Raw genomic sequence first — 9737 nt, 5'->3', positions numbered from 1 at the left:
CCCTGCGCCCGGCCCTGTATGCGTTCCACGCCGCCATGCAGCAGGCGGGTGGCCGGTCCCAGTGCCGCCACCAGCGGGCCCAGCGCCGGGTCCTGCCCGCTGACGCCATCCAGCCGTACATCCAGCAGCAGTTCCGACTGCGCACTGGCCGGTTCCGCCACAATGCGCCCGGCCACATCGGTCGGCAGTTCATGAATCAGCGAGGCCAGCAAGGCGCGGGTGGCATCAGCCTGCGGCGCACCAAACACCTGCCATACCCGCCCCAGCTCCACCACCTTGCCTGCTTCCAGCACGGCCACGCGGTCGCACACTTCGCGGATGACGGCCATTTCGTGGGTAATCAGCACCACGGTGACCTTGAGTTGACGGTTGATATCGCGCAGCAGTGCCAGAATGGACTGGGTGGTTTCCGGGTCCAGTGCCGAGGTGGCTTCGTCGCACAGCAGCAATTCCGGCTGATGCACCAGCGCGCGGGCAATGCCCACCCGCTGCTTCTGACCGCCGGACAAGCGGGACGGATAGACATCGCGCTTGCCCTCCAGCCCCACCAGTTGCAGCAGGCTGTCGACGCGGGCGTCAATCTCGGCCTGCGGCAGCCCGGCTATCTTCAAGGGCAGGCCGATGTTCTGTGCCACCGTGCGCGAGGACAGCAGGTTGAAATGCTGGAAAATCATGCCGATGCCGCGCCGCGCCTGCGCCAGCTGGGCTTCGTTCAGGCCGGACAAATCCTTGCCCGCCACCAGCACCTGGCCGCTGCCGGGTGACTCCAGCCGGTTGATGGTACGCAGCAAGGTGGACTTGCCCGCGCCGCTGCGCCCGATGATGCCGAAGATTTCGCCACGCTGGATGTCAAAGCTCACATCCTGCAAGGCCTGTACGCTGCGCCCGCCAGCCTGGAACTGACGCCCCACCTGCCGGAAGCTCACCAGCGCCTCTCCGGCGGGTTCCACCTCGCGCTGCCACAAGGCCGGGCCTTGTTCTACCTCTGGCCGGATTGCCTCTGCCAATGCATTCATGCGCCTCTCCCTCACAGCCAGGCCGGGGCGTACAACTTGCCGAACACCTTGTCCAGCGAGGCACGCACCTGCTTTGATTGCTGATAGATGGCAATGAAGCGGCGGATTTGCGCATTGTTCACATCCTGTTTGCGCACCACCCATTGCAGGGCGTAAATCTTGTTTTCCAGCCCGTCAAACAGCAAGGCATTGTCCGGGTTGTCGCCCGCCAGCTTGAGGAAGGACGGATAGCCTTGCGCCAGATCCACATCATCCAGCGAGCGCGCCAGTTGCGAAGCTTCCAGCTGCACGATCTGCAGCTTGCGCGGATTGGCCACGATGTCCTGGATGGTGGCCTTGTAACCCAGGCCAGGCTTGAGCTTGATCAGCCCGGCTTTTTCCAGCAGCAGCAAGCCACGGCCGCCATTCACCGGGTCGCCGGCAATGGCCACCTTGCCTCCCACCGGAATCTGGGCAAAGGATTTCCATTTGTGCGAGTACAGGCCGATTTTCATGATGGTGCCGGGGGCAATCGGCACAAAGTCGTAACCGCCCTGCTTCTTGGCGTTTTCCAGAAACGGAATGTGCTGGAAATAGTTGACATCGATATCGCCGTTGGCCAGTGCGGCATTGGGCGTGTTCCAGTCGGAAAACTCCACCAGCTCCACATTCAGGCCCTGGGCCTTGGCTTCCTTCACAGCAATTTGCAGCGATTCGATTTGCGGCGTGGATGACACCCCCACCTTGATGCCATTGGGACCGGCCACGGCCAGCGTACTGACAGCCAGCAACAGCGTGGCCAGCACACCGCCCCAGCGTGAGAATTTGATTGTTGATGACTGCATTGCGGACTCCCTGATGGTGGCTGCCGCAAGTGGGTGGGCAGCACATTCAGGGGACAGACTAACCATCCGGCATGAATCAACAAACCAAGAAAATCGCCGTTTTATATCTTAAATTCAGATAAATACCGGCAAATGACGACAAAAGCCGCCCATGCAGAAACATGAGCGGCCAACAGCTTCATATGAGTAATCCGGTCAGACGATGGCAGCAGCCTGCTCGAATTCCAGTCGCGGCCCGCGCGGCGGCAAACCTTCCGTCACGCCATAGCCCAGGTTTACCACCAGCAAGCTGCGCCACTGGCCGTCCGGGAAGAAGGCGGCATCCACGGCAGCGGCATCAAACCCGGCCATCGGCCCGGCATCCAGCCCCAGTGCTCGGGCAGCCAGAATCAGATACGCCGCTTGCAGGCTGGCATTCAGCCGCGCATGCGGTTCCACCAGTTGCGGCAGGCCATCGTAAAAGCCCTTGGCGTCGTAGGCCGGAAACTGGGAGGGCAGATGCTGATGAAAAGCGGGATCCCAGGCCAGCACCACGGTAAGCGGCGCTGCCGCAGTCTTGTCGCGGTTGCCGGATGACAGCGCGGGCAGCAGCTTTTGCCGCGCCTCGTCGCTGTGGATGAACAGGTAACGGCCTGGCTGGCCGTTGAAGGCGGTCGGCCCCCATTTGAGCAAGTCGTACAACTGGCGAATGGTGGATTCAGCAACCGGTTTGTCCTGGAAGCGGTGATTGGAACGGGCCGCCACAAACAGCTGTTGCAATGCGGCTTCGGGCAGAATGGCGCTCATGCCTGCTCCTTACGCCAGCGTGGCAATGGACACTTCGGTGGACTTGACGAAGGCAATCACCGGCGAGCCCACTTTCAGTTGCAGCTCGCGCACCGAGCGGGTGGTAATCACCGAGGTGACAATGCCGGAGGCGGTTTCCACATCCACTTCGGACAGGACCGGTCCTTCCAGGATTTCCTTGATCACGCCCTTGAACTGGTTGCGGACATTGAGGGATTGAATGCTCATGATAGATCCTTTGCCGTTTGGTACATGGCGGACAAGACGACCGCCAGAAACAACATCAAACTAGCAGAGGTGCAGCTCATGACTAAGCAATAAAAGCTGAATTTCTTATCGGGAAAACAGCAATGCAAATTCAGCACGACTCAGCCGCCTCGCCCGTGAGTTACAACCTCGCTGGCTGGTCCTTGAAAACGTCACGGGGCTGCTCTCTTGCCGAGATGGCCAGGACTTCCAGACAGTCATTTCAACGCTTGCCGAATGCGGGTATCTGGGATGCTGGCGGGTGCTGGATGCTTCATGCTTCGGAGTCCCCACAAAACGCCGTCGCGTATTCCTTATTGCCGGTCTTCGCGAGCATCCCCCCATCGAGCTGCTGGCTGACGCCAGCCCAGTGGCAGCTGTTCCTGGCACGCCGCCAGCGCAACAATCCGGGCTCAAGCCTTTCCCTACACTACTTGCCGGACAAGCCCCCAGCCAGATCCCTATCCATGGTGCAGGCCTCATCGCTCAAGCCGACGGACGGGATTCGATGGCTGAGCGGGCCAGAGCGTCTGAGCATCATGGGCTTCGCCTTGGACTGGATGCGACCAACTTTGCAGAGGCTCAGGCTGCCGGCAACGCCGTTGTGCCGCAAGTCGTGGAATGGATCGCCCGGAAGCTGAGGGGGACTTATGTGTAGGACTGGAGGGTAAGCAGAGTGAAGGGGGCGGGCCCCCTTCTTTTTGTCTGGTCGGCATTCAAAATCACTCATCGAGAGCTTCCTGCATGGTAACTGAAGAACTACCCTCTGTTGGCACTGATCGCCTGCAAACTGGCGCAAATTGCATGTACGTATTGCCGACAGACATCCTATAGTGGCGGTTGCTGCAGCGTATTCCATGCTGTACCCATTGCAGGAGGACGCATGACCCGCAAACAAGGGTTCTCTCTCAATATCGGCTGGCGAACGCTACTCAAAGACATGGGCTTTGACCCCGTCCGTGTATTGCGCCGTGCAGGCCTGCCTGAAGATTTGCTCAATCGCGGCGAGGTCAGCATGGCAAGTGAGGCCTACTTCCGTTTCTGGCGTAGTCTGGAAGTGGAGTCGGGTGATGCCCTGTTTCCCTTGCAGATTGTCGAAATGGTGACCGCCGAGTCATTCGACCCGCCCTTGTTTGCCGCGTTATGCAGTGCCAACCTGATGCAGGCAGTACAACGCCTGGCCAAATACAAGCAGCTTTTGGCACCCATGCGGCTGGACATCGACATCGGCCGGGCTGGAGAATTGACTGTCTCGCCAGCCTGGCTGACCCCACTAGCCGATGTGCCGGATTCCTTGCAACTGGCCGAGCTTGCCTTTTTCCTACGTCTTGCCAGGCTGGCAACGCGCGAACCAATCAAAGCCCTTCGCGTGGTGCTGCCCTTTCATCTATCTTCCGCATCAGCCCTGCGCTGCCAGGCGTATTTCTCTGTCGCAGTGGAGTATGGCCAGGCCCTTGGCATTACCTTTTCCGCCGAGGATGCTTTGCGGCCATTTCTGACCGTGAACGATGGCATGTGGAAGGTCTTTGAGCCGGATTTGCGGCGAAGGCTAAGTGAGCTGGATGGCAGTGCCACTACCAGAGAGCGTGTGCATGCCTTGTTGTTGGAGATGCTGCCCAGCAATGCCGCAACCGTTGAGCTGGTAGCCGAACGATTGGCCATGAGCAAGCGCACTTTGCAACGTCGTCTGGAGGAAGAAGGCGTCAGTTTCCGCAGCGTGATCAATAGCACGCGGGAAAGTCTGGCCAGACACTACCTTGGCAGCACTGCAATGTCGGGAGGGGAAATCGCCTTTCTGCTGGGGTTTGAAGATCCCAATTCCTTCTATCGCGCATTTCAGGAATGGACGGGCCAAACCGCTGATGATGTACGACAACGGCTGCGCCAGCACTAAGCACAAGGAACATCAATGCCTACTCCTCCACGCAAAGTCATGTTGGCTGGTGCTACAGGACTGGTTGGCAGCCACCTGCTGGCCGCATTACTGGCGGACGCTTCGGTCTGTGAGGTGCATGTGTTAAGCCGGCGCGCACTACCCTGCCAGCATGCCAAATTACACCTCCATATTGTGGACTTTAATGCACTGCCAACACTGCCCCCGGTTGATGAGTTGTATCTGGCAATGGGAACAACCATCAAGGTTGCCGGCAGCAAGGCCGCCTTCCGCGCGGTGGATCTGGAGGCCAACCTGGCCGTTGCCAAGGCGGCCATGCAGGCCGGCACTACCCGGATTGGCATTGTCAGTGCAGTGGGAGCCAGCAGCAGCTCTCCGGTTTTTTATAACCGGGTCAAAGGCGAGCTGGAAGATGCACTGCGTTCGCTCGCTCTCCATGCCTTGCTCATTGCACAGCCCTCAATCTTGCTGGGTAATCGCGCAGCCTTGAAGCAGCCCTTCAGGCTGGGGGAGCGCCTTGCCATTCTGATCGCCCGCCTGATATCTCCCTTGTTGCCGGGCCGCTATCGTCCGGTAAATGCGGCCGATGTCGCGCGGGCATTGCTACAGGGTTTGCCTCTGACAACAGGTGTCGTGACGCTGTCGTCCGATACCATGGTCGATGGTATTCACGCAGCAGGAGCACACAAAGAGATGGCACAGTAATGCAGACACATCACTTTGGCACGTTTTGCTGGGTGATGGCGTGGATTGCTAGCGCCCACTGACCGGGCGCTGCGTAAAGTGGCTGATATGGCAGTGCTGTTGCTTGACGGTACTTCGCCCAATCCCACTCAAAGGAATCCAGACATGTCGGCAAAAGTAGCGTTGGTCACCGGAGCCTCATCCGGCATTGGCAAAGCCACTGCACTCAGATTGAAGGCCCTGGGCTTTACTGTTTATGCAGCAGCCCGCCGCACAGTTCGTATGCGTGCGCTGGAAAGTGCCGGCATTCATGTCCTTTCCATGGATGTCACCGACGACGCCTCCATGTCTCAGGGCGTTGCAGAAATCATTGCCCGCTCAGGCCGGATTGATGTTCTTGTCAATAATGCCGGCTACGGCTCTTACGGCTCGGTAGAAGAAGTGCCGCTATCCGAAGCCAGAGCACAATTTGACGTCAATGTTTTTGGTGCCGTGCGTCTGACGCAGTTGGCGCTGCCCCATATGCGCGGGCAACATGCAGGCACCATCGTCAACATCACCTCCATGGGCGGCAAAATACATACTCCGCTGGGTGCCTGGTATCACGGCACCAAGTTTGCACTGGAAGCCATCAGCGACTGCCTGCGCATGGAAGTCGAGCCTTTCGGAATTAATGTTGTCGTTATCGAACCGGGTGGCATCAAGACCGAATGGGCCGACATTGCAGCCCAAAAACTGCGCGAGATGTCTGGTGAAGGCGCGTATGCAAGCCAGGCGCACGCCATGGCCGAGTCCATGGTTGGCGATGCCAGCCGTAAACGCCAATCCTCGCCAGAACTGATTGCCGATACCATTGCCAAGGCTGTCACTGCTCATCGTCCCAAAACCCGCTATGCAGTCGGTTTTGGGGCCAAGCCAATGATTTTTCTGCGGCGTTTGCTTTCAGATCGTGCGTTTGATGGTTTCATGCGCATGGCTACGAGTATGCCGAAAATACGTTGACCAATTTTGTTAATGCACCCTGCCCTCATGCAGGGTGTTTTCATTTTTATGTAGCGGTAGAGTGCGCAGTAGCAAGACTTGATGTGGGGGGGTAGTTATTTTGTCACCGGTATTTGATCGGCGATGAAGCGACGAAAGCCAATAACCACGCGGCGATCAGCATGGCGGGAGCATCCAGCTTGTCGTGCAGGAAAATGCGTAAAAACAGCTGCAGATTGATTGATCTTGCAGTGTTTTTGACACCGGACTGAATGGTTTGTGGTTCAGGATAGGTGGCCGGATAGCATTCATCATTGGCAGCCTGGTACATCACAGGTGCCGGTTGGAGGTAGCGCGGGCCAGTCGGTTTGGGCAAGTCGAGCGCATCATTTAATAGCCGCCTGAGGCGCTCGACATCCGTATCTCCGGCATGATGGGCTGAACCTCGCAGATGGACAGGCCGTTAGACTAGTGTCCACCTGTCCTTTTGGAAACTGTCGAAAAGTAGAGTCAGGCCACCAGTGCGTCCAGGGCCTGGGTCATGGTTTCACGACTGCCGCCCCTGGCAATGTAGTCATACAAAAAGGCCACCACCTGGCCACGCTGGTCCGGACGCAGCTTCAGGCCACGTTCTTGCAGGATGGACTCCAGCACCGATTCCACCATCTGCAACATGGCAACGTCCACGGCAGCGGGTGCCGCACCCTGCGTTGCTGACAACTGCCTGGCGGCTGCCACCAACGGCTCCACCTGATACTGCTCTGGCAGCCGATACACGCGGCGCTCCCCTCCCCGCCCGGTCACTGTCTCGCTATACCACTGCTCTCGATCGGCCCGCGCAATGATGGCCGGTTTGCTCGTCGGCAAACCGGGAATCCGCAAATCGGCAATCTCACTGGCTGATAACAAATCCCGCACCTAACACTTACCCCACTTAACCGTTAAGCACGGCCTGACAGTTACCGCATCAGGCGCGCACAAAATTAGCCAACAAAGGCAGCGGTTTAGATGAATAGTGACGCAGCAGTCATAAAGTACAGAAACGATAAGTGTTAATCACTTAACACATTGACCGTTATTTTCTTAACACTTAACGTGTTCACACCTGATCACCGCAAAGGATTAAGGCATGAACACATCTGCTGCCGTCAAAAAAACCGCACCGGACTGGCACCGTGCGGACATCGTAGCGGCCCTGCACAAACAGGGCTGGCCCCTGCGCAAGTTATCGCGGGAAATCGGCCTGAGCGCCGGTGCGCTCAACAATGCCCTGGACCGTCCCTGGCCCAAGGCAGAGCGCATCATCGCTGCCACCATCGGCCAGCCACCAGAAGTGATCTGGCCCAGCCGCTACGCAAAACGCCATTCTAAACCGGTTTTGCCTCCCCTTGTTTCCGCCATGGTACTGGCCGACCCCGCCAGCGCCCTGTCCTGAATGAATGGTAAGCACGCATCCGCCAGCGCGCCACCACCACGATTCCCGCACAGAGGAAACCCACGGTGAGAAAACCCAACTGGAAACATCGCTACGCCAGCAATCTGGATGAAGCCATCGAACTGTGCGCCGAACACGCCGCCGACAAGCTGCGCCGTCCGGCCAAAGTCATGGCCGACCTGATGGGCGTGGAACTCAAGACCTACTACCGCTGGCTGGCCGAATCCTCCATGCCGCTTAACCGCCTGCGTCAGTTTGAAGCCTTCACCGGTGCCAGCTACATCAGCGACTACCTGTGCCTGGCCCATGGAGACAAGGTCGTCATCCGCATTGCCAGCGGTAAAAAGGCCGACCACACCGACCTGGCCGATCTGCACGCCAGCTTTGCCGACGCCATGTCCCTGCTGGTGCGCTTTTACCAGCACGGCGAATCGCTGGACGAAACCGTGGACGCTCTCACCGGCATCCTGTCCCGGCTGGCCTACCAGCGTGAAAACATCAGCAAGAGCAGCGAACCGGAACTGGCCCTGTTCGGGAGCCAAACATGACGTCCCGGCAGTACAGCGCCACCGAGCTGCTGGCCCTCAAACTGCCGGTACTGCCCGGCAGCAAGGTCGCCCTGCTCGCCCGTGCCGACAAGGAACACTGGCCTTATCAGGAAAGCCGTGGCCGCGGCGGCAAGCGCAGGCTCTACACCCCGCCAGCCTATGTGATGGACGCCATGCGTCAGGCACAGGCTGGCAGCCTGATCAACAGCGAACCCGCGCCGCCCCCGGCACCCCTGCCTGCCGCAGCGCAAAACACGGCCCAAACCCTCTGCGCCGATGCCCGTCTTGGCGTGCTACAGGTCTTGCAATCGCTGATGCAGCGCACCGGTTACCCGATGAAAAAAGCCGCCGCCCTGCTGCTGGACATGGCCCGGCTGGGCAACGCCAGCGAACAGCTGCAAGCCATGCTGAAACTGGCGCGTGACGAGCGTGGCCGGTCCAGTGTGGACGGTTTGCCCAGCGTGCGCAGCCTTCTGCGGCTTGCCGAATACCAGCAGCAAGGCCGGTTGGCACCTGTCCAGCGCCAGCCGCAGCTGACCGTTCCGCCGTGGGCCACCAGCTTCATGCGCCACTATCAGCGCCCGGAAAAACCCACGCTGGAACACGCCTACCGCCAGTTTGCCGCGCAGTGGAAAGCCGAACAGGGCCAGGCTGATCTGCCCAGCGTGTGGCAGGTACGGCGCTTTGTCAGCAAGGTGGGCGAAATCAGCCGCCACAGCGGCCGCATGGGCGAGCGCGAGCTCAAAACCCTCAAGCCCTTCATCCGCCGCAGCTTTGCCGACCTGCAACCGGGCGACATCTACAGCGCCGATGGCCACACCTTCGACGCCGAAGTGCAGCACCCACTGCACGGCCGCCCCTTCCGCCCGGAAATCACCACTCTGGTGGATATCGCCACCCGCAAGGCCGTGGGCTGGTCGGTGGGACTGGCAGAAAGCGCGCTGGTGGTGCTGGACGCGCTGCGCGATGCCTGCCTCAAACACGGCATCCCGGCGGTGTTTTATGTCGATAACGGCAGCGGCTACAAAAACCAGATGATGCTGGACACCGCCACCGGCTTCATGGCCCGGCTGGGTATCGAGATGATCAACAGCCTGCCCTACAACTCCCAGGCACGCGGGTGATAGAACGGCTGCACCATACCATCTGGGTCACGCGCTGCGCGATGCCTGCCTCAAACACGGCATCCCGGCGGTGTTTTATGTCGATAACGGCAGCGGCTACAAAACCAGATGATGCTGGACACCGCCACCGGCTTCATGGCCCGGCTGGGTATCGAGATGATCAACAGCCTGCCCTACAACTCCCAGGCACGCGGGTGAT

12 protein-coding genes and 2 pseudogenes are annotated in these 9737 nt (G+C 59.4%); 8 read left to right on the top strand and 6 right to left on the bottom strand.

Annotation, left to right across the window (positions count from 1 at the left end; all coding sequences use genetic code 11):
* Positions 1-206: 206 nt before the first annotated feature.
* From AWT75_RS19750 to AWT75_RS19735, 4 genes and pseudogenes are all read right to left on the bottom strand, one after another.
* Positions 207-929, bottom strand: a pseudogene (locus AWT75_RS19750) (methionine ABC transporter ATP-binding protein); the annotation flags it as partial.
* A 98-nt stretch (positions 930-1027) separates the two neighbouring features.
* Positions 1028-1840 carry a MetQ/NlpA family ABC transporter substrate-binding protein gene (locus tag AWT75_RS19745; protein WP_062791408.1) on the bottom strand — a complete coding sequence of 271 codons (813 nt, stop codon included), beginning with the start codon at positions 1838-1840 and terminating at the stop codon, positions 1028-1030.
* A gap of 195 nt (positions 1841-2035) precedes the next feature.
* Entirely contained in the window at positions 2036-2626 is a 591-nt protein-coding gene (locus AWT75_RS19740) for a malonic semialdehyde reductase (RefSeq protein ID WP_062791406.1), read from the bottom strand.
* Positions 2627-2635: 9 nt separating this feature from the next.
* Positions 2636-2854, bottom strand: coding sequence for a TOBE domain-containing protein (locus AWT75_RS19735; RefSeq protein WP_045847830.1), 219 nt, complete (start codon positions 2852-2854; stop codon positions 2636-2638).
* Between the two features lie 100 nt (positions 2855-2954).
* On the opposite strand from AWT75_RS19735, the gene AWT75_RS21065 reads away from it, so the two are divergent.
* The 5 genes and pseudogenes from AWT75_RS21065 to AWT75_RS19715 all read left to right on the top strand — a co-directional run bounded on the left by AWT75_RS21065 (position 2955) and on the right by AWT75_RS19715 (position 6452).
* Positions 2955-3530, top strand: a complete 576-nt coding sequence (locus tag AWT75_RS21065) for a DNA cytosine methyltransferase (protein ID WP_082696225.1) — start codon at positions 2955-2957, stop codon at positions 3528-3530.
* Between the two features lie 225 nt (positions 3531-3755).
* The gene (locus AWT75_RS19725) at positions 3756-4766 is read left to right on the top strand and encodes an AraC family transcriptional regulator (protein WP_062791403.1); all 1011 of its coding nucleotides are present in this window, start codon (positions 3756-3758) and stop codon (positions 4764-4766) included.
* 15 nt (positions 4767-4781) lie between these two features.
* A pseudogene (locus tag AWT75_RS23895) lies at positions 4782-4940 on the top strand (NAD-dependent epimerase/dehydratase family protein); the annotation flags it as partial.
* A 54-nt stretch (positions 4941-4994) separates the two neighbouring features.
* Positions 4995-5471 carry a Rossmann-fold NAD(P)-binding domain-containing protein gene (locus tag AWT75_RS19720; protein WP_204377126.1) on the top strand — a complete coding sequence of 159 codons (477 nt, stop codon included), beginning with the start codon at positions 4995-4997 and terminating at the stop codon, positions 5469-5471.
* Positions 5472-5615: 144 nt separating this feature from the next.
* Positions 5616-6452, top strand: coding sequence for an oxidoreductase (locus tag AWT75_RS19715; RefSeq protein WP_062791399.1), 837 nt, complete (start codon positions 5616-5618; stop codon positions 6450-6452).
* 103 nt (positions 6453-6555) lie between these two features.
* Here the strand turns inward: AWT75_RS19715 and AWT75_RS19710 are convergent, their stop codons facing one another.
* A complete protein-coding gene (locus tag AWT75_RS19710) occupies positions 6556-6762 on the bottom strand; it encodes a hypothetical protein (RefSeq protein WP_062791397.1) in 207 nt (68 codons plus the stop codon).
* 179 nt (positions 6763-6941) lie between these two features.
* Positions 6942-7340, bottom strand: coding sequence for a hypothetical protein (locus AWT75_RS21470; protein WP_153013403.1), 399 nt, complete (start codon positions 7338-7340; stop codon positions 6942-6944).
* Between the two features lie 220 nt (positions 7341-7560).
* Here AWT75_RS21470 and AWT75_RS19700 point away from each other — a divergent pair, with 220 nt between their 5' ends.
* From AWT75_RS19700 to AWT75_RS19690, 3 genes are all read left to right on the top strand, one after another.
* Positions 7561-7866 carry a helix-turn-helix domain-containing protein gene (locus tag AWT75_RS19700; protein ID WP_062791393.1) on the top strand — a complete coding sequence of 102 codons (306 nt, stop codon included), beginning with the start codon at positions 7561-7563 and terminating at the stop codon, positions 7864-7866.
* A 65-nt stretch (positions 7867-7931) separates the two neighbouring features.
* On the top strand, positions 7932-8414 hold the full coding sequence (locus AWT75_RS19695) for a hypothetical protein (protein WP_062791391.1): 483 nt from the start codon (positions 7932-7934) through the stop codon (positions 8412-8414).
* Positions 8411-9538, top strand: coding sequence for an integrase catalytic domain-containing protein (locus AWT75_RS19690; protein ID WP_062791389.1), 1128 nt, complete (start codon positions 8411-8413; stop codon positions 9536-9538). The genes AWT75_RS19695 and AWT75_RS19690 overlap by 4 nt, the downstream gene beginning before the upstream one ends.
* Positions 9539-9737: the final 199 nt, after the last annotated feature.

Origin of the sequence: Aquitalea pelogenes (assembly GCF_001515305.1) — a bacterium.
In the GTDB taxonomy this organism is placed as follows: Bacteria; Pseudomonadota; Gammaproteobacteria; order Burkholderiales; family Chromobacteriaceae; genus Aquitalea; species Aquitalea pelogenes.
This window is presented reverse-complemented; position numbering and strand designations above follow the sequence as displayed.

Coding starts and splice junctions, on each gene's coding strand:
- AWT75_RS19745 (WP_062791408.1), bottom strand. CDS start 1,840: ATGCAGTCATCAACAATCAAATTCTCACGCTGGGGCGGTGTGCTGGCC.
- AWT75_RS19690 (WP_062791389.1), top strand. CDS start 8,411: ATGACGTCCCGGCAGTACAGCGCCACCGAGCTGCTGGCCCTCAAACTG.
- AWT75_RS19715 (WP_062791399.1), top strand. CDS start 5,616: ATGTCGGCAAAAGTAGCGTTGGTCACCGGAGCCTCATCCGGCATTGGC.
- AWT75_RS19725 (WP_062791403.1), top strand. CDS start 3,756: ATGACCCGCAAACAAGGGTTCTCTCTCAATATCGGCTGGCGAACGCTA.
- AWT75_RS19710 (WP_062791397.1), bottom strand. CDS start 6,762: ATGTACCAGGCTGCCAATGATGAATGCTATCCGGCCACCTATCCTGAA.
- AWT75_RS19700 (WP_062791393.1), top strand. CDS start 7,561: ATGAACACATCTGCTGCCGTCAAAAAAACCGCACCGGACTGGCACCGT.
- AWT75_RS19740 (WP_062791406.1), bottom strand. CDS start 2,626: ATGAGCGCCATTCTGCCCGAAGCCGCATTGCAACAGCTGTTTGTGGCG.
- AWT75_RS19720 (WP_204377126.1), top strand. CDS start 4,995: ATGGGAACAACCATCAAGGTTGCCGGCAGCAAGGCCGCCTTCCGCGCG.
- AWT75_RS19735 (WP_045847830.1), bottom strand. CDS start 2,854: ATGAGCATTCAATCCCTCAATGTCCGCAACCAGTTCAAGGGCGTGATC.